Origin of the sequence: Kluyvera sp. EC_51 (assembly GCF_019584505.1) — a bacterium.
Lineage (GTDB): Bacteria > Pseudomonadota > Gammaproteobacteria > Enterobacterales > Enterobacteriaceae > Kluyvera > Kluyvera sichuanensis.
Window position 1 is genome coordinate 57,037 of the sequence record NZ_VDAG01000006.1, and the last position, 23,108, is coordinate 80,144.

Annotated in this window: 21 protein-coding genes; 13 read left to right on the plus strand and 8 right to left on the minus strand. The window is 55.7% G+C overall.

The features are described 5' to 3' along the window. The first annotated feature begins 423 nt into the window (after positions 1 to 423). The 4 genes from FHC49_RS01780 (at position 424) to FHC49_RS01795 (ending at position 5,833) form a co-directional block, all read left to right on the plus strand. On the plus strand, positions 424 to 2,409 hold the full coding sequence (locus FHC49_RS01780; RefSeq protein ID WP_185666718.1) for a PTS mannitol transporter subunit IICBA: 1,986 nt from the start codon (positions 424 to 426) through the stop codon (positions 2,407 to 2,409). A 54-nt stretch (positions 2,410 to 2,463) separates the two neighbouring features. Then, positions 2,464 to 3,618 carry a mannitol-1-phosphate 5-dehydrogenase gene (locus FHC49_RS01785; RefSeq protein WP_220438413.1) on the plus strand — a complete coding sequence of 385 codons (1,155 nt, stop codon included), beginning with the start codon at positions 2,464 to 2,466 and terminating at the stop codon, positions 3,616 to 3,618. A gap of 61 nt (positions 3,619 to 3,679) precedes the next feature. Then, complete coding sequence (locus FHC49_RS01790) at positions 3,680 to 4,342, plus strand: MltR family transcriptional regulator (protein WP_185666720.1); 663 nt, start codon at positions 3,680 to 3,682, stop codon at positions 4,340 to 4,342. A 207-nt stretch (positions 4,343 to 4,549) separates the two neighbouring features. After that, the gene (locus tag FHC49_RS01795) at positions 4,550 to 5,833 is read left to right on the plus strand and encodes a putative acyl-CoA thioester hydrolase (RefSeq protein WP_185666721.1); all 1,284 of its coding nucleotides are present in this window, start codon (positions 4,550 to 4,552) and stop codon (positions 5,831 to 5,833) included. Positions 5,834 to 5,946: 113 nt separating this feature from the next. Here the strand turns inward: FHC49_RS01795 and pgl are convergent, their stop codons facing one another. After that, positions 5,947 to 6,942 carry a 6-phosphogluconolactonase gene (gene pgl, locus FHC49_RS01800; RefSeq protein ID WP_220438415.1) on the minus strand — a complete coding sequence of 332 codons (996 nt, stop codon included), beginning with the start codon at positions 6,940 to 6,942 and terminating at the stop codon, positions 5,947 to 5,949. Positions 6,943 to 7,071: 129 nt separating this feature from the next. Here pgl and FHC49_RS01805 point away from each other — a divergent pair, with 129 nt between their 5' ends. Beyond that, on the plus strand, positions 7,072 to 7,890 hold the full coding sequence (locus FHC49_RS01805) for a pyridoxal phosphatase (RefSeq protein ID WP_220438416.1): 819 nt from the start codon (positions 7,072 to 7,074) through the stop codon (positions 7,888 to 7,890). Here the strand turns inward: FHC49_RS01805 and modC are convergent, their stop codons facing one another. From modC to FHC49_RS01825, 4 genes are all read right to left on the minus strand, one after another. Beyond that, on the minus strand, positions 7,891 to 8,949 hold the full coding sequence (modC, locus tag FHC49_RS01810) for a molybdenum ABC transporter ATP-binding protein ModC (protein WP_220438418.1): 1,059 nt from the start codon (positions 8,947 to 8,949) through the stop codon (positions 7,891 to 7,893). A gap of 2 nt (positions 8,950 to 8,951) precedes the next feature. Then, positions 8,952 to 9,641, minus strand: a complete 690-nt coding sequence (gene modB, locus FHC49_RS01815) for a molybdate ABC transporter permease subunit (protein ID WP_035892212.1) — start codon at positions 9,639 to 9,641, stop codon at positions 8,952 to 8,954. After that, positions 9,641 to 10,414 carry a molybdate ABC transporter substrate-binding protein gene (gene modA / locus FHC49_RS01820; protein ID WP_220438420.1) on the minus strand — a complete coding sequence of 258 codons (774 nt, stop codon included), beginning with the start codon at positions 10,412 to 10,414 and terminating at the stop codon, positions 9,641 to 9,643. Before modA ends, modB begins: the two co-directional genes overlap by 1 nt. 176 nt (positions 10,415 to 10,590) lie before the next feature. Continuing rightward, entirely contained in the window at positions 10,591 to 10,740 is a 150-nt protein-coding gene (locus tag FHC49_RS01825; protein ID WP_185666726.1) for an AcrZ family multidrug efflux pump-associated protein, read from the minus strand. A 130-nt stretch (positions 10,741 to 10,870) separates the two neighbouring features. Between FHC49_RS01825 and modE the strand changes: the two genes are divergently transcribed. From modE to gpmA, 7 genes are all read left to right on the plus strand, one after another. Further along, positions 10,871 to 11,659 (plus strand): molybdenum-dependent transcriptional regulator, encoded by a 789-nt coding sequence (modE, locus tag FHC49_RS01830; RefSeq protein WP_185666727.1) that lies wholly within the window; start codon positions 10,871 to 10,873, stop codon positions 11,657 to 11,659. 67 nt (positions 11,660 to 11,726) lie between these two features. Further along, positions 11,727 to 13,196, plus strand: a complete 1,470-nt coding sequence (modF, locus tag FHC49_RS01835; protein WP_220438422.1) for a molybdate ABC transporter ATP-binding protein ModF — start codon at positions 11,727 to 11,729, stop codon at positions 13,194 to 13,196. Positions 13,197 to 13,458: 262 nt separating this feature from the next. After that, positions 13,459 to 14,475, plus strand: coding sequence for a UDP-glucose 4-epimerase GalE (galE, locus tag FHC49_RS01840; protein WP_185666729.1), 1,017 nt, complete (start codon positions 13,459 to 13,461; stop codon positions 14,473 to 14,475). Between the two features lie 10 nt (positions 14,476 to 14,485). Then, positions 14,486 to 15,532 (plus strand): galactose-1-phosphate uridylyltransferase, encoded by a 1,047-nt coding sequence (gene galT, locus FHC49_RS01845; protein ID WP_185666730.1) that lies wholly within the window; start codon positions 14,486 to 14,488, stop codon positions 15,530 to 15,532. 2 nt (positions 15,533 to 15,534) lie between these two features. Beyond that, positions 15,535 to 16,683, plus strand: a complete 1,149-nt coding sequence (gene galK, locus FHC49_RS01850) for a galactokinase (protein WP_220438423.1) — start codon at positions 15,535 to 15,537, stop codon at positions 16,681 to 16,683. Next, the gene (galM, locus tag FHC49_RS01855; protein WP_220438424.1) at positions 16,677 to 17,717 is read left to right on the plus strand and encodes a galactose-1-epimerase; all 1,041 of its coding nucleotides are present in this window, start codon (positions 16,677 to 16,679) and stop codon (positions 17,715 to 17,717) included. Before galK ends, galM begins: the two co-directional genes overlap by 7 nt. A gap of 286 nt (positions 17,718 to 18,003) precedes the next feature. Then, the gene (gene gpmA / locus FHC49_RS01860) at positions 18,004 to 18,756 is read left to right on the plus strand and encodes a 2,3-diphosphoglycerate-dependent phosphoglycerate mutase (RefSeq protein ID WP_035892201.1); all 753 of its coding nucleotides are present in this window, start codon (positions 18,004 to 18,006) and stop codon (positions 18,754 to 18,756) included. Between the two features lie 101 nt (positions 18,757 to 18,857). Here gpmA and aroG read toward each other — a convergent pair whose 3' ends face one another. Continuing rightward, a complete protein-coding gene (gene aroG / locus FHC49_RS01865; RefSeq protein ID WP_185666733.1) occupies positions 18,858 to 19,910 on the minus strand; it encodes a 3-deoxy-7-phosphoheptulonate synthase AroG in 1,053 nt (350 codons plus the stop codon). Between the two features lie 333 nt (positions 19,911 to 20,243). On the opposite strand from aroG, the gene zitB reads away from it, so the two are divergent. Continuing rightward, a complete protein-coding gene (gene zitB, locus FHC49_RS01870) occupies positions 20,244 to 21,188 on the plus strand; it encodes a CDF family zinc transporter ZitB (RefSeq protein WP_185666734.1) in 945 nt (314 codons plus the stop codon). Here the strand turns inward: zitB and pnuC are convergent. Both pnuC and nadA read right to left on the minus strand, forming a co-directional pair. Further along, the gene (gene pnuC, locus FHC49_RS01875; RefSeq protein ID WP_220438426.1) at positions 21,185 to 21,904 is read right to left on the minus strand and encodes a nicotinamide riboside transporter PnuC; all 720 of its coding nucleotides are present in this window, start codon (positions 21,902 to 21,904) and stop codon (positions 21,185 to 21,187) included. The genes zitB and pnuC overlap by 4 nt on opposite strands. A gap of 23 nt (positions 21,905 to 21,927) precedes the next feature. Beyond that, the gene (nadA, locus tag FHC49_RS01880) at positions 21,928 to 22,971 is read right to left on the minus strand and encodes a quinolinate synthase NadA (protein ID WP_220438427.1); all 1,044 of its coding nucleotides are present in this window, start codon (positions 22,969 to 22,971) and stop codon (positions 21,928 to 21,930) included. Positions 22,972 to 23,108 lie beyond the last annotated feature (137 nt).

The window sequence follows — 23,108 nt, forward strand, 5'->3', positions numbered from 1 at the left end:
TCGCAGGGCTTTTTTGTCGCTGATGGCGAAGCGCTGTAATTTTCTAACGTAAACGCCAGGGCATAACAGGAAAGCGCAGGAGTGTGAGGGGAATGTAAATTTATCTTGTGAATTTGATCACAATTTAAAAACAAACACGTCAATAAAAAAGGTGATTTAAATCACAAAAAACAGGGCAGGAAAGGACATAATTTCGCTTTGTAGCCAACTTACAGCCACTTTATGTGACAACGATCACCAAAAGTGACCTGTTGATAGGGTGGTGAGAGTGATCAAGATCACAAACACCCCTCGGGGTACGCGAGACGAAAACGCCGTGATAGAGTCGATTTTGCATACTGAACGACTGGATGGTTTTTGGCGAAACCATCACAACTATGACGACGCGCAGCATCTAAGACGCGCACCACGAGGGGTGTTTTTATGTTATCACCAGATATCAAGGTCAAGGTACAGAATTTTGGCCGCTTCCTCAGCAATATGGTGATGCCCAATATTGGCGCATTCATTGCCTGGGGTTTGATTACTGCACTGTTTATTCCCACCGGATGGCTCCCTAACGAGACGTTAGCCAAACTGGTCGGCCCGATGATCACCTATCTGCTGCCGCTGTTAATCGGTTATACCGGCGGCCGTCTTATCGGCGGCGAGCGCGGCGGCGTGGTCGGTGCCATTACTACCATGGGCGTTATCGTTGGCGCCGATATGCCAATGTTTATGGGCGCGATGATTGCTGGTCCACTGGGCGGCTGGGCGATTAAACGCTTCGACCGCTGGGTTGACGGTAAAATCAAAAGCGGCTTTGAGATGCTGGTAAACAACTTCTCAGCCGGTATCATCGGCATGCTGTTGGCGATGCTCGCCTTCCTGGCGATTGGCCCGATGGTTGAGCTGCTCTCTAAAGCGCTGGCAACCGGCGTTAACGTCATGGTGCAGAACAACCTGCTGCCGTTGACCTCTATCTTTGTTGAACCGGCAAAAATTCTGTTCCTCAACAATGCGATTAACCACGGTATCTTCTCACCGCTGGGCATTCAGCAGGCCACCGAAACCGGTAAGTCTATCTTCTTCCTCATTGAAGCGAACCCAGGCCCAGGCCTTGGTGTACTGCTGGCGTACATGTTCTTTGGTAAAGGCAGCGCCAAGCAGTCTGCAGGCGGTGCGGCGATTATTCACTTCTTCGGCGGTATCCACGAAATCTACTTCCCGTACGTGCTGATGAACCCACGCCTGCTGCTGGCAGTGATTCTGGGCGGCATGACCGGCGTCTTTACCCTGACGCTGTTCAACGCTGGTCTGGTCTCCCCGGCTTCTCCTGGCTCTATCTTTGCCGTGCTGCTGATGACGCCGAAGGCTTCCATTATTGGCGTGGTACTGTCAATTCTGGCCTCAACGCTGGTCTCTTTCCTGACCGCCTCCATGTTGCTGAAACGCGTTCGCGTTGGCGATGAAGAGAGCAACGGCCTGGCGGAAGCCACCCGTCGCATGCAGAGCCTGAAGCAGCAGTCTAAATCCGGCGGTAAATCCTCCGGCGAACTGCCGCAGCCAGCGATGCGTAGCGAAACGCTCGACCTGTCTAAAGATCTGCACCACGTGCGTAAAATCATCGTGGCGTGCGATGCGGGTATGGGCTCCAGCGCCCTGGGCGCAGGCGTGCTGCGTAAAAAGGTGAAAGATGCGGGCCTGACCCACATTTCGGTGAGCAACTGCGCCATTAACAGCCTGCCTGACGACGTTGACCTGGTGATTACCCATCAGGACTTAACCGAACGCGCCATGCGCTTTGCGCCACAGGCGATGCACATGTCGCTCTCCAACTTCCTTGATAGCGGCCTATATACCGACCTGACCACCCGTCTGCTGGCGGCCAAACTGCCTGCCGCCGCGAACGACGGCCGTCTCATTAACCAGACGATTATCGCGGCGAACGATGACGCTTTTGACGGCACCGAGCGCGATGAGAATCTGTTTAAGCTCAGCGCGGACAACATTTTCCTCAACCTGACCGCTGAAAATAAGGCTCAGGCTATCCGCTTTGCCGGTGAGATGCTGGTCTCCGGCGGCTACGTTGAGCCGGACTATGTGGATGCCATGCTGGCGCGTGAAGCGCTGACCACCACTTACCTGGGAGAATCCATCGCGGTGCCGCACGGTACCGTAGAAGCCAAAGACCGCGTGCTGCGCACCGGGATTGTCATTTGCCAGTACCCGGAAGGCGTTCGATTCGGCGATGAGCCGGACGATATTGCCCGCCTGGTTATCGGCATTGCCGCCCGCAACAACGAGCACGTACAGGTTATCGCCCGCTTAGCGAACGCCCTGGATGATAAAGACGTGATTGAGCGTCTGACACAGACCAGCAGCGTGCAGGAAATTCTACAAATCCTGTCCGGCGAACAAGCAGCATAAGGCTTCAGGGGCGAGCCGCCCCTGACATGGAAAGTTTTTCTCGAGGTCAGATTTATGAAAGCGATTCATTTTGGTGCAGGGAATATTGGTCGGGGATTTATCGGTAAACTGCTGGCCGATGCCCAGGCAGAGTTAACCTTTGCCGACGTTAACCAGCCGCTGGTCGATCAGTTGGCGCATCAGCAGCACTATCAGGTCAACGTGGTGGGTGAAAATGCCCGCATCGAGCAGGTTAACCGCGTCAGCGCTATCCACAGCAACAGCCCGGATGCCATCCAGCAGATTGCTGAAGCCGACATCATCACCACCGCCGTGGGCCCACAGGTATTGAGCAAAATCGCCAGTACGCTGGCGCAGGGACTGATTGCCCGTCATGACAACGGTAATCATCAACCGATGAATATCATCGCCTGCGAGAATATGGTGCGCGGCACCAGCCAGCTCAAACAGCACGTGCTGCAGGCGATGCCCGCCGAGCTGCACGGCTGGGTGGAAGAACATATTGGATTCGTCGATTCTGCGGTAGACCGTATCATACCGCCGGGTTCGGCGGCGAACGACGATCCGTTGGACGTGACCGTGGAAACCTTTAGCGAGTGGATTGTCGACAGCACGCAGTTCAAAGGCGCACTGCCGGAAATCGCCGGTATGGAGTCCACCAGCAATCTGATGGCCTATATCGAGCGTAAGCTGTTTACCCTCAATACCGGTCACGCCATCACCGCTTATCTTGGTCAACTGGCCGGGCATAAAACGATTCGCGATGCCATTCTGGACCCGGCCATTCGCGATGTGGTGAAAGGCGCGATGGTGGAGAGCGGCGATGTGCTGATCAAACGCTACGGCTTTAACCCTGAGCAGCATGCGGCCTATATCGAGAAGATCCTGACTCGCTTTGAAAACCCGTACCTGCACGACGACGTGGAGCGCGTGGGCCGTCAGCCGCTGCGCAAGCTCAGCGAAGGCGACCGTCTGATCAAACCATTGCGCGGCACGCTGGAATACGGCCTGCCTCATAACAACCTGGTGATGGGCATTGCGGCAGCGTTAAGCTATCGCAGCGGCGATGACCCGCAGGCGCAAGAAATGGCGAGCCTGCTGCGCGATAATGGCGTCGCCCACACCGTTACCCAGGTCTGCGGTCTGCAGGACCAGCCAACGCTTGTCGCCCAGATAGCGAATGTGTATAACGCCATGCAACGGAAATAATGTTGTTGCCCATAGGGTTGGAGCTGCTGTCCCGGCAGCAGCTCCAGAATAAGAAGGTAAGATGAAACAAAATCGACTGCGTTTGACGACGCAACCAGAGATACAAGGACATCATCCGAAGGAGCCGACGCCGCTAAAGCCGCGCCCTTCGGTCAATGAAACCACCATGATGGCGACAATGGACGAATCTGACCTTTATAAAAACCAGGCCGCAGAGAACCGCGTGCTGGAAAAGCTCAACGCGCGCCAGACGCTCAGCGGTTTTATTCAGACCGCCGTCTTGCTGCTGGCTGAAGCGGTCGATCAGCTGATTCTTCAGGCCTTTCGCAAAGACGATTATGCCGTTAAGTACGCCGTCGAACCGCTGCTCGAAGGTAGCGGCCCATTAGCGAATCTGTCGGTCCGTCTCAAGCTCATTTACGCGCTCGGCGTGATCAGCCGCGATGAATATGAAGACGTGGAGCTACTGGTAGCACTGAACAACGAGCTGGAGCAGGAGAAGACCGTTTACAGCTTTACCGATGATGAAATCCTCGGCCCGATTAGCATGCTGCACAGCATGACGGCGTTGCCGCCCCCTCCAACGCTGCATATGCCGGAGGATGTGGTGGATGATGCGCTAAGAACCATGCAGGAGCAGCGCTATCAGCAAATGGTGCGGTCGGCGCTGGTATTAAGCATTACCGATTTAATTACCCGTCTGGCCCACAAAAAAGCGTTCTAGCAGGACGATGGCGCATCCATTGTCTCTACGAACGCCCCTGACAAATGGCGGTCATCTCCGCCAGAGACCTCCCCTTTCCTTCCATCACGGTAAGTCGGCAAAAAAACAGGCGATTTTTTTGCCAGCACATCTTCCCGTTTCGCTCAACTTAGTATAAAAAGGCTGCTTTTACGGGATTCACATTCACTTAAATTAGCCTGGAGCAACATGAACACTTTCTCGGTTTCTCGTCTGGCGCTGGCATTGGCTTTTGGCGTGACACTGACGGCTTGCAGCTCAACCCCAGCGGATCAACGTCCTTCTGACCAGGCAGCCCCTGGTACGGCCTCTCGTCCGGTGCTGTCAGCTGATGAAGCGCAGAACTTTGTCGCCGCGCGTTATTTCTCATCGCTTGATCCTAACGCTGCCGCCTGGTCTCCGTCTTCCATCGCCGTTCCGGCCAAAGCAGACTTCGTAGTAGGTCCTGCGGGTACGCAGGGCGTTACCCACACCACCATTCAGGCTGCGGTTGATGCCGCCATTGCTCGCCACAGCAGCTCACGTCTGTTCATCGCCGTTCTGCCGGGCGAATACCCTGGCACCGTTTATATTCCTGCGGCACCGGGCAGCGTGACCATTTACGGTACCGGCGAAAAAGCCGCCGACGTGAAAATCGGTCTGGCTATCGACTCCGAAATGGACCCAACCAGCTGGCGTCGTCAGGTAAACCCAGGCGGCAAATACATGCCAGGCAAACCGGCGTGGTACATGTTCGATAGCTGCCAGAGCAAACGCACCGCCACCGTCGGCGTGATGTGTTCCGCGGTTGTCTGGTCACAGAACAACGGTCTGCAACTGCAGAACCTGACCATCGAAAATAACCTCGGCGATAGCGTGGATGCCGGAACGCATCAGGCGGTGGCCCTGCGTACCGATGGCGATAAAACCCAGATTAACAAAGTGAACATCCTGGGCCGTCAGAACACCTTCTTCGTGACGAATAGCGGTGTCGATAACCGTCTGCAGAATAACCGTCAGACCCGTACGCTGGTCACCGACAGCTATCTGGAAGGCGACGTGGATATCGTTTCCGGCCGCGGCGCAGTGGTATTTGAGAACACCGACTTCCGCGTGGTGAACTCCCGCACCCAGCAGGAGGGTTACGTGTTCGCTCCAGCGACCCTGTCCACCATCAACTTCGGCTTCCTGGCGACCGACAGCCGCTTCACCGCTACCGGTGACGGCGTAGCGCAACTGGGCCGTTCTCTGGACGTAGATGGCAACACCAACGGTCAGGTCGTTATTCGCGATAGCGTGATTAACGAAGGCTTCAACGTGGCAAAACCGTGGGCTGATGCCGCGGTATCTAAACGTCCATTCAGCGGTAATACCGGCGCGCAGGACGAGAAAGGTCAGCTGAAGCGCGATCTGAACGACCGTAACTTCAACCGCATGTGGGAGTACAACAACCGCGGCGTGGGAAGTCACGTAGTGACTGAACCTAAGAAGTAATTCGTGATGATGTGAAAAAGGCCCATGAGATCATGGGCCTTTTTTTATCACGTAGGCCTGATAAGCGTAGCGCCATCAGGCATCATGCCAACATTACCGAATGGCGACGTCGATTAATACGCGTTAACCACCACCCACATCGGGCCCTGGCCTACCGCATAACGCCCTTTCTCCTGCAGTAGCCCCTGCTCACCGGCAATCTCATACACCGCAACGTGGTGCGATTTCTGCCCGGCGGCAATCAGGTATTTCCCACTGTGATCGACGTTAAAACCGCGCGGCTGCGTTTCGGTTGGCTGGAAGCCTTCCAGTGACAGCACGCTGCCGTCTTCTGACACGCTGAAGATGGTAATCAGGCTAGAGGTACGGTCGCAGGTGTACAGGTGACGGCCGTCTGGGGTGATATGAATATCTGCCGCCCAGCGGGTATCGGTGAAATCAGCAGGCATCATGTCCAGCGTCTGCACGCATTCAATTTTGCCGTACGGATCTTTCAGTTCCCACACATCGACAGAACCGTTCAGTTCGTTGACGCAGTAGCCGTACTGTTCGTTCGGATGGAACACCATATGGCGCGGGCCAGCGCCTTCTACGGTAGTCACTTCCGCCGGAGTCTGCGCGGACAGGAAACCATCATCGCTCAGCGTGAACAGGCAGATGCGATCCTGCTTCAGTGCCGGTACCCACAGGGTGCGGTTGTCCGGGGAGATGTTCGTCGAGTGGCAACCGTCCAGCCCTTCCACAACCGTCACGGTGTCGCGCGGCAGGCCATCTTCCAGACGAATCACGCTGACGTTGGCCTGGTTGTAGGAGGCGCTAAAGACGAAGTTGCCTTTACGATCGGTGGAGATATGCGTTGGGCTACCCGGCAGCGGCGCTTCGGCTTCAAAGGTCAGTGCACCGTCGTCTGGGGCAATGCGGTAAGCCAGCACGCGGAATTCAGGGCGTACGCCGACGTACAGAAAGCGTTTATCAGGGCTGACAACCATGGGTTGTACCTGACCCGGGACATCCACCACCTGAACCAGCGTCAGGCTGCCGTCATGGTTCAGCGTCCAGACGTGGATCTGCTGGCTCTCCGGGCTGGCGGTATAAACGGTCTGTTTCATGACTACTCCTTTCTGAAAACATTGAATTGGCGGCGACGAGTCGCGGCCTGGTCCACACAATTTTGCCGTACAGGTATCTCGGTGTACCATCCTGAACAGCGAATTTTCTCTTTAACTCGAGACAACACTATGACTGCACGTGTGATTGCCCTGGATCTGGACGGAACGCTCCTGACGCCAAAGAAAACTCTGCTTCCCTCTTCACTGGAAGCGCTGAATCGTGCCAGAGCGGCTGGCTATCAATTAATGATTGTTACCGGTCGACATCACGTTGCCATTCATCCTTTTTATCAGGCACTGGCGTTAGATACACCTGCAATTTGTTGTAATGGTACTTATCTTTATGATTATCAAAATAAAAAAGTACTGACCGCCGACCCGATGCCGGTCGAAAAAGCCCAGCAACTGATTACGCTGCTGGATGAACATCAGGTGCACGGCCTGATGTACGTAGACGATACCATGATGTATCAGTATCCAACCGGCCACGTGATACGCACCAGCAACTGGGCGCAGAGTCTGCCGGAAGCCCAGCGCCCGTCGTTCACCCAGGTCGATTCACTGGCGCAGGCCGCTCACGAAGTCGAGAACGTCTGGAAGTTCGCGCTGACCGACGAAAATGGGCAGAAGTTGCGTGAATTCGCCGAGCATGTCGAAAAAACGCTGCAGCTGGAGTGCGAATGGTCGTGGCACGATCAGGTCGATATCGCCCGCCAGGGTAACAGCAAAGGCAGACGCCTGACGCAGTTTATCACCAGCCAGGGCTGGTCGATGCAGGATGTGGTGGCGTTTGGCGATAACTTTAATGACATCAGTATGCTGGAAGCTGCCGGAACCGGCGTGGCGATGGGCAATGCCGATGACGCGGTAAAAGCCCGCGCCAACGTGGTGATTGGCGACAACACCACCGATGCCATCGCCGACTACATCAATAAACACCTGTTGTAATCAGGCGGTAATCGACACGCTTTTCACCTGAGCATAGAGCCACTGGCCTGGTTTAATCGCCAGGTCATCGCGAGCCCACGGGCTGACGCGCGCCCACAGCGTGCGCCCGCTCACGTCCAACTGGACTTCTACCTGCCCATTATCGTCGTAGCACTGCACCACTTTCGCGTGCAGCACGTTACGGATACTGGTGTGTAACGACGGTTGCAGCACCAGCGATACATCGGTGGCCTGAATACGCACACGCACCGCGCTCTGCAGCGGCTTATCCAGCTTGTTGACCCAGATATGCTGGTCGCCCAGCGCTAGCGCGGTCATGGCATAGTGTGGATGGTGTTCCAGCACCGTCACACGCAGAATGCTGCTTTGCTGATCCTGCGGCAGCCACGGGTGCATCACGCTGCTGCCCCACACCTCTTCCAGAGGGCCAAAGGCTTTCACCTTACCGCTTTCCAGCACCAGCACGTTATCCGCCAGATGGAGAATTTCATCCAGCGAGTGGCTGACGTAAAGCATCGGGATGTTAATTTCCCGCGCCAGACGCTGCAGATACGGCAGCAGCTCGCGTTTACGCGGAATATCAAGCGAGGCCAGCGGTTCATCAAGCAGCAGTAACTCAGGGGCGGTCAGCAGCGCACGGCCAATCGCCACGCGCTGTTTTTCGCCGCCGGAGAGGCTACCGGGGAGTCTATCGAGCAGGGGTTCAATGCCCAGCAACGCCACCAGCTTATCGAACTGGTCGGCCATGCTTTTTGCCATGCCGTAGCGCAGGTTACCGCGCACCTTATAGTGCGGGAACAGTCGCGCATCTTGAAACACGTAGCCGACGCGGCGTTTTTCCGGTGCCAGACAGACGCCCTGCTCCGCATCGTTCAGCACACGGCCATTGAGCACAATGCGCCCCTGCTGCGGCTTGGTCAGACCGCTGATGGCGTTAATCAGCGAGGTTTTGCCCGCCCCGGAGACGCCAAATACGGCAGTAATACCGGAAGCCGGCAGCGATTCATCAATTTGCAGACAGTGCGTACCGAGCGTCTGGCTAAAATTCAGCTCCAGCATGGTTACGCCCCCATCCGACGACGGCTAATGCTCGCCAGCCATTCAGAGATCATCAGGGAAATCAGCGCCAGCACGATAGAAATCAAACACAGACGCGCCGCCGCGCTTTCGCCGCCGGGTGTCTGAATCAGGGTATACATTGCGGATGGGATGGTACGGGTTTCGCCTGGAATATTCGACACAAAGGTAATGGTCGCGCCAAACTCGCCGAGCGAGCGGGCAAAGGCCAGCACGGTGCCGACGATAATACCGGGCAGCATCAGCGGCAGCGTTATGGTGCAAAACACTCGCCAGCGCCCAGCACCCAGCGTACGAGCCGCTTGCTCCAGCTTGACGTCTACGCCTTCCAGCGCCAGACGAATCGCGCGAACCATCAGCGGGAAAGACATCACCGCAGCGGCAATGACCGCGCCACGCCAGCTAAAAGCAAAGGTCAGGCCGAACCAATCATACAGCCAGGAGCCAATAAACCCCCGACGCCCCAGCGCAATCAGCAGCAGATATCCCACCACCACCGGTGGCAGCACCAGCGGCAGATGGATAAGGCCATCCAGCAGCGCTTTGCCGGGGAAGCTGCGGCGGACCAGCAGCCAGGCGAAGAAGATCCCAAACGGCAAGCTAAACACCACGGCCAGGGATGACACTTTAAGGCTCAGCAGAACCGCCTGCCATTCGGGATCGGTCAATATCATTAGTGCGTCGTAAATCCGTAACGTTTAAAGATTTCGGATGCCTGCGGCCCTTTCAGGTAGTCGTAGAACGCCGAGACGGTTGCGTTTTTATGGCCATCGATAATGGCAATTGGGTATTCCACTTTCTTGTGCGAATCTTCCGGGAAGGTGCCCACCACTTTAACACCTTTGCTTGCGACTGCGTCGGAACCGTAGACGATACCCAGCGGGGCTTCGTTACGTTCAACCAATGCCAGCGCACCGCGCACGTCTTCAGCCGGAGCCAGTTTCGGTGACAGGGTGTCCCATGCGCCCAGTTTCTGCAGCGCTTCTTTCGCGTAGATGCCCGCCGGTACGTGGTCCGGGTCGCCCACCGCCAGACGGCCGCCTTTCAGCAGGCTGGTCCAGTTGGTTTTCGCATCAATAGTGATATCGCCCTGTGCGCTAGCTTTTGGCGCCACAACGACCAGGCTATTGCCCAGCAGAGTTTCACGAGACGCGGTGTCGATGGCTTTTTTATCTACCGCATAGTCCATCCATTTCTGGTCTGCGGAGATAAACAGGTCAGCCGGAGCGCCTGCTTCAATCTGGCGGGCCAGAGTAGAAGAGGAAGCAAAAGAAGAAACCACATCAACGTTCTTCTCTTTTTTATACTCTTTCGCAATATCCTGCATTGCGTTGGTCAGCGATGCTGCCGCAAATACGGTGATTTTGCTTTCGTCCGCCAACGCGTGACCTGCAACGGAAAGCGTTAAAGTCGCTCCTGCAAACAAACGTAACCATGAACCTGTCATTTGAAACTCCTGTGTGTGCCGTTGTATATCGAAAAATACAGCGCAGAGTATAGGGGCTTTCTCAGATTAATGCATTACAGATACATGAATTATTGCTGTGTTTACGGGGTGTTATCGGCAGGAGTGTGAAGAACTTCATAGCAAAACGCCCGGTTAAACCGGGCGTTTGGGGGAAATCAGTGATTTTGCTGGTTGCCGTTTTTGTGACCGACACCGGAGAAGATGTTAAATACTTCACCCAGACCGTAAATTAACCCCAGGATGATCGCCATCACTACGGGTACCATGATTACGGCAAAAACCAGACTTTTCAACAGCTCTAACATGGTTTACTCCAGACATTGTGATGCGGTTATTGTAACCGGATATCGCAGAAATACACTCCCTTTTGTGCGGTGTGCTTTCCGCTTGCTAACATTTGGGTCAAAATACCCTTTTTATTGCCAGGATACTCTTATGCAGGCTGAAATCCTTCTTACCCTCAAGCTCCAGCAGCGCCTGTTCGCCGATCCGCGCCGCATTTCACTCCTCAAACAAATAGCACAGACCGGCTCCATCAGCCAGGGAGCGAAAAATGCGGGTATCAGTTATAAGAGCGCATGGGATGCGATTAATGAAATGAACCAGCTGAGCGAGCAATCGCTGGTCGACCGCGCCACCGGTGGCAAAGGCGGCGGCGGTGCGGTGCTGACCCGTTACGGTCAGCGCCTGATTCAGCTCTACGACCTGCTGGCGCAGATCCAGCAAAAAGCCTTTGATGTGCTGAGCGACGACGACGCGCTGCCGCTAGACAGCCTGCTCGCCGCCATTTCGCGCTTCTCCCTGCAAACCAGCGCCCGTAACCAGTGGTTTGGCACCGTGACCCAGCGCGACCACCAGCAGGTTCAGCAGCACGTGGATATTCTGCTGGCCGACGGCACCACGCGCCTCAAGGTGGCCATCACCGCCCAGAGCGGCGAGCGTTTAGGGCTGGATGAAGGCAAAGAGGTGCTGGTTTTGCTGAAAGCGCCGTGGGTCAGCGTCACTCGCGATCCGCAGGTTGCGGCAGCGGCAGACAACCAGCTTCCGTGCCGTATCAGCCATATCCAGCGAGGCGAAGAGCAGTGTGAAGTGCTGATGGCGCTGCCGGATGGGCAGACTCTGTGTGCCACTCTGCCGCTGGCAGAGGCCGCAGGGCTGGAAGAAGGTGCTGACGTCACAGCATTCTTTAACGCCGATCGCATCATTCTTGCCACGTTATGCTGATGGCATTGACTTTGCGCTGAGGAAGACGTATCCCTGATGCACATCGCTGCAAAAAACGGGATACATCATGTCATCATTGCAAATTTCGCAAGGCACGTTTCGTCTTAGCGACACAAAAACATTAAAAATTGAGCATCTGACGCTGCGTGCCGGAGAAAGCTGGGCTTTTGTCGGCAGCAACGGCAGCGGCAAATCGGCGCTGGCCCGCGCGCTGGCAGGCGAGCTGCCGCTGCTTTCTGGCAGCCGCGACGCCACCTTCACCCGCATTGCTCGCCTCTCCTTCGAACAGTTGCAAAAGCTGGTCAGCGACGAGTGGCAGCGTAACAACACCGATATGCTGAGCCCGGACGAAGACGATACCGGCCGCACCACCGCGCAAATCATCCTGGATGAAGTCAAAGACGAGGCCCTGTGCGCCCGGCTTGCCGCGCAGTTTGGCATCAGCCATCTGCTGGATCGCCGCTTTAAATACCTCTCCACCGGTGAAACTCGCAAAACCCTGCTCTGTCAGGCGCTGATGGCGCAGCCGGATCTGTTGATCCTCGATGAGCCTTTTGATGGCCTGGATGTGGCCTCTCGCCGTCAGTTGGCGGAACATCTGGCAGAGTTGCATAAAGCGGGTTATACGCTGGTGCTGGTGCTCAATCGCTTTGATGATATCCCTGAGTTTGTGCCGTTTGCCGGGGTGCTGGCCGACTGTACCCTGACGGAAACCGGCGAGAAAAAAACGCTGCTTGCGCAAACGCTGATTGCGCAACTGGCACACAGCGAAAAGCTCTCCGGTATGACCCTGCCAGAGCCAGATGCACCGTCCGCGCGGTTGTCCATTGCCGACGATCTACCGCGCATCGTGCTGAACGACGGCGTGGTCTCCTATAACGATCGCGCGATCATCAACCATTTAAGCTGGACGGTCGCCCCGGACGAACACTGGCAAATTGTTGGCCCGAACGGCGCGGGGAAATCCACCCTGCTAAGCCTGGTCACTGGCGATCATCCGCAGGGCTACAGCAACGACCTGACGCTGTTTGGCCGCCGCCGTGGCAGCGGTGAAACCATCTGGGATATTAAAAAACATATCGGCTACGTCAGCAGCAGCCTGCATCTGGATTACCGAGTGAGCACCACGCTGCGCAATGTGATCCTCTCTGGTTACTTTGATTCCATCGGCATTTACCAGGCCGTTTCGGATAAGCAGCGCAAGCTGGTCGATGAATGGCTGCAAATCCTCGGCATGGACCCGCGCACCGCCGATGCACCGTTCCACAGCCTCTCCTGGGGGCAGCAGCGTCTGGCGCTGATCGTCCGCGCGCTGGTGAAACACCCGACGCTGCTGATCCTCGATGAACCGCTGCAAGGGCTGGACCCGCTCAACCGCCAGGTGGTTCGCCGCTTTGTGGATGTGCTGATTAGCGAAGGTAAAACGCAACTGCTGTTCGTATCTCACCATGCGGAAGATGCGCCGGAGTGCATCACCCATCGTCTGGAATTTGTCGCTAACGGCGACGGTTATCGCTATGAGGTCGGCCCAATTTAAGATGGTCAGGCGTACTCTCTGAATGTAGCCCGGCCAAGCGAAGTGCCGCCGGGTTTACACAATACGCCCCCGCGACCACACCTCCTTTTTCAGACTATTTTCAGCCTTCACCGTTAACCACTTTGATTTATAATGAAAAATTCTGAAATCATCATGTTGATCTCGCTAGTGTAAGCGATTCCACTAATTTAGCCCATGTCACACTTTTGGCTTCTCTGTTATGCTAAGGTTATTCCATGCCATAAGCTTAACGGAGCTAAAAATGAAAGTATTGGTTACAGGTGGTAGCGGTTACATTGGAAGCCACACATGTGTGCAACTGCTGCAACAGGGCCACGATGTCGTCATCCTCGATAACCTGTGCAACAGCAAGCACAGCGTCGTACCGGTCATTGCCCGCCTGGGCGGCAAACAGCCGAGCTTTGTCGAAGGCGATATTCGTAACGAAGCGCTGATGGTTGAGATCCTCAAAGATCACGCCATTGAAGCGGTGATTCACTTCGCGGGCCTGAAAGCCGTGGGCGAGTCGGTGCAAAAGCCGCTGGAGTACTATGACAACAACGTCACCGGTACTCTGCGTCTGGTTGCCGCGATGCGCACCGCCAACGTCAAAAACTTCATCTTCAGCTCCTCCGCAACCGTCTATGGCGATCAGCCGAAAATTCCTTACGTCGAAAGCTTCCCTACCGGTACGCCACAAAGCCCGTACGGCAAAAGCAAACTGATGGTTGAACAGATCCTGACTGACCTGCAAAAAGCGCAGCCGGAGTGGAGCATCGCGTTACTGCGCTACTTCAACCCTGTGGGCGCACATCAGTCCGGCGATATGGGTGAAGACCCGCAGGGCATCCCGAACAACCTGATGCCGTATATCGCGCAGGTCGCCGTGGGCCGCCGCGAATCACTGGCCATTTTCGGCAACGACTACCCTACACCTGACGGCACCGGCGTGCGCGACTACATCCACGTAATGGATCTCGCCGACGGCCACGTTGCCGCGATGGAAAAACTGGCGAACAAAGCCGGCGTGCATATTTATAACCTGGGCGCAGGCGTCGGCAGCAGCGTGCTGGACGTGGTCAACGCGTTCAGCAAAGCCTGCGGCAAACCCATTAACTACCATTTTGCTCCACGTCGCGACGGCGATCTTCCGGCCTACTGGGCCGATGCGACCAAAGCCGACAACGAGCTGAACTGGCGCGTAACCCGTAACCTTGACGAAATGGCGCAGGACACCTGGAACTGGCAGTCCCGTCATCCTCAGGGATATCCAGACTAAGGATTTTGTCATGACGCAATTTAACCCCGTCGACCATCCACACCGCCGTTTTAATCCGTTAACCGGTCAGTGGATCCTTGTATCACCGCATCGTGCAAAGCGCCCATGGCAAGGGGCGCAAGAGACACCAGCAAAACAGACGCTGCCCGCGCACGATCCGGATTGTTTTTTATGCCCAGGTAATACCCGGGTGACGGGCGATAAAAACCCCGACTACACCAGCACATACGTTTTCACCAATGACTTTGCCGCGCTGATGACCGACACGCCGGACGCGCCGGAAAGCGACGATCCGTTGATGCGCTGCCAGAGCGCGCGCGGCACCAGCCGGGTCATTTGCTTCTCGCCGGACCACAGCAAAACGCTGCCGGAACTGAGCGTTGACGCCCTGAAATCAGTAGTGAAAACCTGGCAGGAACAGACCGCTGAACTCGGCCAGCAGTATCCGTGGGTACAGGTGTTCGAAAACAAAGGCGCAGCGATGGGCTGCTCCAACCCGCACCCGCACGGACAGGTCTGGGCTAACAGCTTCCTGCCGAACGAAATCGAGCGTGAAGACCGCCTGATGCGTGAGTACTACGCCGAGCAGAAATCGCCGATGCTGGTTGATTACGTTAACCGTGAGCTGGCAGACGGCAGCCGTACGGTGGTAGAAACCGATCACTGGCTGGCGGTGGTGCCGTACTGGGCGGCGTGGCCGTTCGAAACGCTGCTGCTGCCAAAAGCGCACGTGCTGCGGATTACCGATTTAACTGAGGCACAGCGCGACGATTTAGCGCTGGCGCTGAAAAAACTGACCAGCCGTTACGACAACCTGTTCCAGTGCTCCTTCCCCTACTCGATGGGCTGGCACGGCGCGCCGTTCAACGGCGAAGAGAACGCACACTGGCAGCTACATGCCCATTTCTATCCACCGCTGCTGCGCTCCGCTACCGTGCGCAAATTTATGGTTGGTTATGAAATGCTGGCAGAAACCCAGCGCGACCTGACGGCAGAACAAGCGGCTGAACGCCTGCGTGCGGTCAGCGACATCCACTTTCGCGAGTCCGGAGAATAACAATGAGTCTGAAAGATAAAACCCAAACCCTGTTCGCTGAGAAATTCGGCTACCCTGCTACCCACGTCATTCAGGCTCCGGGCCGCGTTAACCTGATTGGTGAGCACACCGACTACAACGACGGCTTTGTCCTGCCGTGCGCCATCGATTACCAGACGGTGATCAGCTGTTCACCACGTGATGACCGTCTGGTGCGCGTGATTGCTGCCGACTACGATAATCAGAGCGACGAGTTTTCTCTCGATGCGCCGATCGTTAGCCACGATACCCAGCAGTGGTCCAACTATGTGCGCGGCGTGGTGAAACATCTGCAAAAACGCAATAACGCCTTTGGCGGCGCAGACCTCGTTATCAGCGGCAACGTGCCGCAGGGTGCGGGCCTGAGTTCATCGGCCTCTCTGGAAGTCGCAGTCGGCACCGTCTTCCAGCAGCTGTATCATCTGCCGCTGGACGGCGCGCAAATTGCGCTGAACGGTCAGGAAGCGGAAAACCAGTTTGTCGGCTGTAACTGCGGCATTATGGACCAGCTTATCTCCGCGCTCGGCAAGAAAGACCACGCGCTGCTGATCGACTGCCGTTCGCTTGGCACCAAAGCCGTCTCCATGCCGGAAGGCGTTGCGGTGGTGATCATCAATAGCAACTTTAAACGTACTCTGGTCGGCAGCGAGTACAACACCCGCCGCGAGCAGTGTGAAACCGGTGCGCGATTCTTCCAGCGCCCGGCGCTACGTGATGTGACCATTAATGAATTCAACGCCGTCGCTCATGAGCTGGACCCGATTGTCGCGAAGCGTGTACGTCACGTGCTGACCGAGAACGCGCGTACCGTTGAAGCTGCAGCTGCGCTGGAAAAAGGCGATCTGCTGCGCATGGGCCAGCTGATGGCGGAATCCCACGCCTCCATGCGCGACGATTTCGAAATCACCGTGCCGCAAATTGATACGCTGGTCGATATCGTGAAAGCGACCATCGGTGACCAGGGCGGCGTACGCATGACCGGCGGCGGCTTCGGCGGCTGCATCGTGGCGCTGATCCCTGAAGCGCTGGTGCCTGCGGTGAAACAGGCTGTGGCCGAGCAATACGAAGCCAAAACCGGCATTAAAGAGACGTTCTACGTCTGCAAACCGTCACAAGGAGCAGGACAGTGCTAAGAGAAACGCCTGCGCTGGCCGCAGATGGCCAGCCGTATCGACTGATTACGTTACGCAACGCCAATGGCGTGGTGGTGACGCTAATGGACTGGGGTGCAACGCTGTTATCCGCGCGCATCCCAATGAAAGACGGCAGCGTACGTGAAGCGCTGCTGGGCTGCGCTTCGCCGGAGCAGTACACCGAGCAGGCGGCGTTCCTCGGCGCATCGATTGGCCGTTACGCCAACCGCATCGCCAACAGCCGCTATACGCTCGATGGGCAGACGGTTGAACTCGCGCCAAGCCAGGGCAAAAACCAGCTGCACGGCGGGCCAGAAGGCTTCGACAAACGCCGCTGGGCGATTGCCTCGCAGAACCCAACGGAGGCCGTTTTCACCCTCACCTCGCCTGATGGCGATCAGGGGTATCCGGGCGAACTTCAGGCGACGGCTATCTATCGCCTGACCGAAGATAACCGCATCTCCATTGAGTATCGCGCAACCGTCGATAAAGCCTGTCCGGTGAACCTGACAAACCACGTCTATTTCAACCTCGACGGCGATCAGACCGATGTGCGCAACCACAAGCTTCAACTGCTGGCAGATGCTTATCTGCCGGTCGATGAAAGCGGGATCCCATACGATGGGCTGAAAGACGTTGCCAACACCAGCTTTGATTTCCGTGAGCCAAAAACCGTGGCGCAGGATTTTCTGAGCGACGATGACCAGAAGAAGGTGAAAGGCTACGACCACGCATTCTTGCTGCAGGCAAAAGGCGATGCGACTCAGCCAGTAGGCCATGTCTGGTCTCAGGATGAAAAGCTGCAGATGACGGTCTATACCTCCGCACCGGCCATTCAGTTCTACTCCGGTAATTACCTGGACGGTACGCTGTCCCGCAGCCCGCAGCCTTACGCCGCCTGGCAAGGCCTGGCACTGGAAAGCGAGTTCCTGCCGGATAGCCCGAACCATCCAGAGTGGCCGCAGCCGGACTGCGTGCTGCGCCCAGGCGAAGAGTACGTCAGCCTGACGGAATATCAGTTTACCGCATTATAATCACGTGGCTTACCCGTAGCCCGGACGAGGTGCAATAGCACCGACTCCGGGGTTTCCCCGGCGTCGCTTCGCTCAGCCGGGCGACTCCCTTTCTCTGTCCCGCCGAAGTTTTAGCCATATCGCTGAAAATTACGTCACGCAAAGACAAAATCATAACGCCTGGTTCACATGCACCTTACACTCGGACACTATTTTCGCTATGGTTATGCATAAGCGTTGCCGTCGAACCTATCGCGGCAATATAATGAGAATTGTTATCATTCAATAAAGCTTGAGGAGTGAGAGTATGGCTGTAACTAAGCTGGTACTGGTTCGTCACGGTGAAAGTCAGTGGAACAACGAAAACCGCTTCACCGGTTGGTACGACGTTGATCTGTCTGAGAAAGGCGTTAGCGAAGCAAAAGCGGCAGGTAAACTGCTGAAGGCTGAAGGCTTCAGCTTTGATTTTGCTTATACCTCCGTGCTGAAACGTGCCATCCACACTCTGTGGAACGTGCTGGATGAACTGGATCAGGCCTGGCTGCCAGTTGAGAAATCCTGGAAGCTGAACGAGCGTCACTACGGTGCGCTGCAGGGTCTGAACAAAGCAGAAACCGCTGAAAAATATGGTGACGAGCAGGTTAAACAGTGGCGTCGCGGCTTCGCGGTAACCCCACCAGAGCTGACCAAAGATGACGAGCGCTACCCGGGCCACGACCCGCGCTACGCGAAGCTGACCGATAAAGAGCTGCCAACCACCGAAAGCCTGGCGCTGACCATCGAACGCGTTGTTCCATACTGGAATGAAACCATTCTGCCACGCCTGAAAAGCGGTGAGCGCGTGATCATCGCGGCTCACGGTAACTCCCTGCGTGCGCTGGTGAAATACCTGGACAACATGGGCGAAGATGAGATCCTCGAACTGAACATCCCAACTGGCGTACCGCTGGTGTATGAGTTCGACGAGAACTTCAAGCCAATCAAACATTACTATCTGGGTAACGCTGACGAAATCGCTGCAAAAGCGGCAGCGGTAGCAAACCAGGGTAAAGCGAAATAATTCACGCTGAACGGTAGTAAAAGAAAAAAGCGTGGAATATTCCACGCTTTTTTTATTTCTGCTGCATTCCCGGCGGCGCTTCGCTTGGCCGGGTTAACAAACTAGCCACGGCGTGCCTTAACCGCGTTCGCTAACTGGCGCAGCACAGTATCGGTGTCTTCCCAGTTGATGCAGGCGTCGGTGATGCTTTTGCCATATACCAGCGGCTCGCCGCTATCCGGGTTCTGATTACCTTCCACCAGGTGGCTTTCAATCATCACGCCCATAATGGCTTTCTCGCCGTTGGCAATCTGGTTGCAAACGTCAGTGCCCACTTCCATCTGCTTTTTAAACTGCTTGCTGGAGTTAGCGTGGCTGAAATCAATCATGATTTGCGCCGGCAGGCCCGCTTTCGCCAGACCTTCTTTCACCGCCGCCACGTGTGAGGCGCTGTAGTTCGGCTCTTTACCGCCGCGCAGGATGATATGGCAATCGCCGTTACCGCTGGTGTTCACAATTGCAGAGTGGCCCCATTTGGTCACGGACAGGAAACAGTGCGGCGCACCGGCAGCATTGATGGCATCAATCGCCACTTTAATCGTGCCATCGGTACCGTTTTTGAAACCAACCGGGCAAGAGAGGCCAGACGCCAGTTCACGGTGGACCTGGGATTCGGTGGTACGCGCACCAATCGCGCCCCAGCTCATGAGATCTGCCAGGTACTGCGGGGTGATCATATCCAGGAACTCGCCCGCCGCTGGCAGGCCAGTGTCGTTAATATCCAGCAGCAGCTTACGTGCAATACGTAGGCCGTCGTTAATCTGGAAGCTGTTATCCATATGCGGATCGTTAATCAGCCCTTTCCAGCCAACGGTGGTGCGCGGCTTTTCAAAATAGACGCGCATAACGATTTCCAGCTCGCCCTGCAACTCTTCACGAATTTTCAGCAGGCGCTGCGCATACTCTTTGGCAGCAGCCGGATCGTGGATCGAGCAAGGACCAATCACTACCAGCAGACGATCGTCATCGCCCTTCAGGATCTGATGGATCGCTTTACGGGCATGAGACACCGTATTGGCGGCATTTTCAGTGGCTGGGAATTTTTCAAGGAGTGCTACAGGAGGTAATAACTCATTGATCTCTTTAATGCGTAAATCGTCGTTCTGATAATTCATGACTGTTCCAGTGTTGCCATACTTATATGATTGAGTGCAATCCCTTCAATCTATATCGTCAGTCAAAAAGTGTAAACTGGCTTTTACACTTTAGCCGAATAATAACTAAAAAAACCCTACAATTTAGAATTTAATAGCAAAAAAACCGCGTTATAACCGCAATAAACAACTTAATAATCTGCAAATTAGATTAAAAATAATATATTTCAATATCACTTGCCGCATTACGCGCTATTTTTGCCCGTGGGCTTTCGTTGCGTATTTCTGTGCGGAAAATACAAAGATCTGCAATGATGTCAGATAGTCACACTCAAATAGGGAAGGATGAGCGTCATGGCGCATAGGCATGATTCACACTCGCACACTACGCAGAATGATGGCAACGCCCGTCGTTTATTGCTGGCTTTTGGGGTAACCGCTGGTTTTATGGTCGTCGAGGCGATTGGCGGGGTTGTCTCCGGATCGCTAGCGCTGCTCGCCGATGCCGGGCATATGCTGACCGACTCGGCCGCGCTATTGTTCGCACTGCTGGCCGTGCGCTTTGCCAGTCGACCACCAAGCGGGCGTCATACCTTCGGCTGGCTGCGTCTGACCACCCTCGCCGCCTTCGTCAACGCCATCGCCCTGCTGTTTATCATCATCCTGATTGTCTGGGAGGCTGTGCAGCGCTTCTATCATCCGCAGCCGGTGGCAGGCGTCACCATGATGGTCATTGCGGTCGCCGGCCTGCTGGCGAATATTCTGGCCTTCTGGATTTTGCATCGCGGCAGCGAAGAGAAAAACCTCAACGTACGCGCAGCGGCGCTGCATGTGATGGGCGATTTACTGGGTTCAGTGGGTGCGATTGTGGCAGCAGTGGTTATCATGACCACCGGCTGGACGCCCATCGACCCGATTCTCTCGGTGCTGGTCTCCTGCCTGGTGCTGCGTAGCGCCTGGTCGCTGCTGAAAGAGAGTATGAACGAACTGCTGGAAGGCGCGCCGCAGTCAATCGACGTAGCGGCGTTAAAGCGCAATATGCGCCGTTCACTGCCCGAAGTACGCGATGTGCACCATGTGCACGTCTGGCTGGTCGGTGAGAAACCGCTGATGACGCTACACGTTCAGGTGGTGCCGCCGCACGATCACGATGCGTTGCTGGATCGCATTCATCACTTTCTCGAAGAGCATTATCAAATCGATCACGCGACGGTGCAGATGGAATACCAGCCCTGTAGCGGCCCGGAATGCCACCTTAACGAGGCGCATTCCGAACACGGGCATCATCACCACCATTAATGGGACAGCGCGCGAGAACCCCGTTCACGTGCGCTATTCATCCACATCCGGCTGCCGTTGAGCGCGATGAAGGTCAGAATCAGATATTCCAGCGCCATGGCGTAGACCCCTTGCAGGGCAAAAATCGCCACGCTGATAACGTTAATGATCACCCACAGCAGCCAGTTCTCGACGTATTTGCGGGTCATCAGCACCATCGCGGCAATCGACAATACCATCATACTGGAGTCCCAGAACGGGAACGCATCCGGCTGCAGCGTCGGCATCACCACGTTCATGCCCATTCCTTGCATCACGTTAACCGCCACCCGCGTGAGCACGGCGAAAACGGGGTCGATGTAGAGCGTCATCAGCGCAATCGCCACTACGCACGCGGCTAGCCAGCTCATGGCCTTCGGCAATGGCAGCCAGCGGATTTGTAGCTCAGCTTCATTCTGGCTGGTCTGCCGCGACCATGCGTACCAGCCGTAAAGGTTGGCCGCAAAAAAGAACAGCTGTAACAGCAGGCTAGCGTAGAGCTGAATCTGGAAAAAGATGATCGCAAACAGCGTGACGTTAATCAGCCCAAACAGGTAGTTCACGATCTTTTCAAGGCTGGCCAGCCAGATACAGAGCAACCCAGCAACCGTTCCTACCGCTTCTATCCACGAGAGGTCGTAGCCTCCCGCGCCCAGCGGTATATGAACCAAAATGTTTTGCGTACTAAAGAAATCCATTTTAACTCCAGCGCGTTAGAGGTTTACCCTCGTAGTGTAGCCGCAAAATCCAGCATCCGGTTCAACGGAACCAGCGCGCCCTGACGCAGTTGTTCATCGACGTGGATCTCATGGGCATGCCCGCCGTTCTCCAGACCTTCAGCAATGGCCTTCAGGCCGTTCATCGCCATCCACGGGCAGTGTGCACAGGTGCGGCAGGTTGCCCCTTCACCGGCGGTTGGCGCTTCGAACAGCTCTTTATCCGGCACGGCCTGCTGCATTTTGTAGAAGATACCGCGATCGGTTGCCACAATAAGCTGCTGGTGCGGCAGCGTTTTGGCGGCATTAATCAACTGACTGGTTGAACCGACGGCATCGGCCATATCAACAATCGCCTGCGGGGACTCCGGGTGTACCAGCACTGCCGCCTGCGGATACAGCGATTTCATCCGGTTCAATGCCTGGGTTTTAAACTCGTCGTGGACGATACATGCCCCCTGCCAGCACAGCACGTCTGCACCGGTCTGCTTTTGCACGTAGCGGCCAAGGTGGCGGTCCGGCGCCCAGATGATTTTCTCCCCCAGACTATCGAGATGTTCGATAAGCTCAACGGCAATGCTTGAGGTCACTACCCAGTCGGCGCGTGCTTTTACCGCCGCCGAAGTATTGGCATAGACCACGACGGTGCGGTCAGGGTGGGCATCACAGAACGCATTGAACTCATCAATAGGACAACCAAGATCGAGCGAGCACTCGGCGTTCAGCGTCGGCATCAGAACCGTTTTTTCCGGGCTGAGGATTTTCGCGGTTTCGCCCATAAAACGAACGCCTGCCACCAGAAGCGTTGAGGCAGAATGTTTTGCCCCGAAGCGCGCCATCTCCAATGAATCAGAAATACAGCCGCCGGTCTCTTCCGCCAACTGTTGGATTTCGGGATCGGTGTAGTAGTGTGCCACCATGACGGCATCACGTTCCTTTAGCAACCGCTTGATTTTCTCGCGATAAAATTGCGTCTCATCAAGACTTAGCGGAACAGGCTTCGGCGGGAACGGATAAATTGCGGCTTCTGGGTCAAACATCACGCTCATCAGGCTTCTCGTTTTACTGGCTTAACGAAATAAACGGTTATTCGGCGAAGATTCGCCGTTACCACGGCAATATGTTTTATATGCTAAACAAGATAGCCGATTCCATGAGAAAAGTCGTGGTGAATTTTGCCCCCTTC

Bases quoted from the DNA above. Each gene is read 5' to 3' on its own strand.
- modE (WP_185666727.1), top strand. From the start codon at position 10,871: ATGCAGGCTGAAATCCTTCTTACCCTCAAGCTCCAGCAGCGCCTGTTC.
- modB (WP_035892212.1), bottom strand. From the start codon at position 9,641: ATGATATTGACCGATCCCGAATGGCAGGCGGTTCTGCTGAGCCTTAAA.
- FHC49_RS01790 (WP_185666720.1), top strand. From the start codon at position 3,680: ATGAAACAAAATCGACTGCGTTTGACGACGCAACCAGAGATACAAGGA.
- pgl (WP_220438415.1), bottom strand. From the start codon at position 6,942: ATGAAACAGACCGTTTATACCGCCAGCCCGGAGAGCCAGCAGATCCAC.
- gpmA (WP_035892201.1), top strand. From the start codon at position 18,004: ATGGCTGTAACTAAGCTGGTACTGGTTCGTCACGGTGAAAGTCAGTGG.
- FHC49_RS01825 (WP_185666726.1), bottom strand. From the start codon at position 10,740: ATGTTAGAGCTGTTGAAAAGTCTGGTTTTTGCCGTAATCATGGTACCC.
- galK (WP_220438423.1), top strand. From the start codon at position 15,535: ATGAGTCTGAAAGATAAAACCCAAACCCTGTTCGCTGAGAAATTCGGC.
- modA (WP_220438420.1), bottom strand. From the start codon at position 10,414: ATGACAGGTTCATGGTTACGTTTGTTTGCAGGAGCGACTTTAACGCTT.
- FHC49_RS01780 (WP_185666718.1), top strand. From the start codon at position 424: ATGTTATCACCAGATATCAAGGTCAAGGTACAGAATTTTGGCCGCTTC.
- galT (WP_185666730.1), top strand. From the start codon at position 14,486: ATGACGCAATTTAACCCCGTCGACCATCCACACCGCCGTTTTAATCCG.
- aroG (WP_185666733.1), bottom strand. From the start codon at position 19,910: ATGAATTATCAGAACGACGATTTACGCATTAAAGAGATCAATGAGTTA.
- modC (WP_220438418.1), bottom strand. From the start codon at position 8,949: ATGCTGGAGCTGAATTTTAGCCAGACGCTCGGTACGCACTGTCTGCAA.
- FHC49_RS01805 (WP_220438416.1), top strand. From the start codon at position 7,072: ATGACTGCACGTGTGATTGCCCTGGATCTGGACGGAACGCTCCTGACG.
- nadA (WP_220438427.1), bottom strand. From the start codon at position 22,971: ATGAGCGTGATGTTTGACCCAGAAGCCGCAATTTATCCGTTCCCGCCG.
- pnuC (WP_220438426.1), bottom strand. From the start codon at position 21,904: ATGGATTTCTTTAGTACGCAAAACATTTTGGTTCATATACCGCTGGGC.
- FHC49_RS01795 (WP_185666721.1), top strand. From the start codon at position 4,550: ATGAACACTTTCTCGGTTTCTCGTCTGGCGCTGGCATTGGCTTTTGGC.
- galE (WP_185666729.1), top strand. From the start codon at position 13,459: ATGAAAGTATTGGTTACAGGTGGTAGCGGTTACATTGGAAGCCACACA.
- zitB (WP_185666734.1), top strand. From the start codon at position 20,244: ATGGCGCATAGGCATGATTCACACTCGCACACTACGCAGAATGATGGC.
- FHC49_RS01785 (WP_220438413.1), top strand. From the start codon at position 2,464: ATGAAAGCGATTCATTTTGGTGCAGGGAATATTGGTCGGGGATTTATC.
- modF (WP_220438422.1), top strand. From the start codon at position 11,727: ATGTCATCATTGCAAATTTCGCAAGGCACGTTTCGTCTTAGCGACACA.